This window comes from Streptomyces griseoloalbus (assembly GCA_014650015.1).
In the GTDB taxonomy this organism is placed as follows: domain Bacteria; phylum Actinomycetota; class Actinomycetes; order Streptomycetales; family Streptomycetaceae; genus Streptomyces; species Streptomyces griseoloalbus.
On sequence record BMUD01000101.1, the window covers coordinates 1 to 759 of the forward strand.

Sequence of the window (759 nt, forward strand, 5' to 3'; positions counted from 1 at the left end):
TCCGTGCGCTGGCCGGTCAGGGTGTCACGCGATTCGTCGAGCTGGGCCCCGACGGTGTGCTGAGCGGCATGGCCCGCGAGAGCGCCGGCGACGACGCCCTCCTCGTTCCGTTGCTGCGCAAGGACCGCGACGAGGAGACCACGGCCCTCACCGCCCTCGCCCGGCTGCACGTGTCCGGGGCCCGGGTGGACTGGGCCGCGTACTTCGCCGGCACCGGCGCACGCACCGTCGACCTGCCGACCTACGCCTTCCAGCGCCGTACGTACTGGCCGGAGAACAGCACGGTCACCGCGGCGGCCGACGCCCGCGCTGCCGGGCTGGACGCGTCCGATCACCCGTTGCTGGGTGCGGTGGTGGCGCTGCCGGACTCGGGTGGTGTGGTGCTGACGGGCAGGCTGTCGGTCGAGGCGCAGCCGTGGCTCGCCGATCATGTGGTCCTGGGCCGCACCCTGCTGCCCGGCACTGGGCTGGTGGAGCTCGCCCTGAAGGCCGGCGAGGCCGTGGGCTGCGCGACGCTGGAGGAACTGACGCTGGCCGCACCGCTGGTGCTGCCCGAGCAGGGCGCCGTTCAGGTCCGTGTCGTGGTGGGACCGCAGGACGCCGACCACCGCACGCTCGCCGTCTACTCCCGTCCGGAAGGCGCCGAGGACGCCCCGTGGACGACCCATGCCTCCGGGTTCCTGGTGGAGGGTGTGGTGTCGGCGGGGTTCGATCTGGCGCAGTGGCCTCCGGTGGGTGCGGAGGTGGTGCCGGTGGAGG

1 pseudogene is annotated in these 759 nt (G+C 73.8%); it reads left to right on the forward strand.

Annotated features, from left to right (window positions below):
• A pseudogene (locus IE178_RS35120) lies at positions 1-759 on the forward strand (polyketide synthase dehydratase domain-containing protein); the annotation flags it as partial.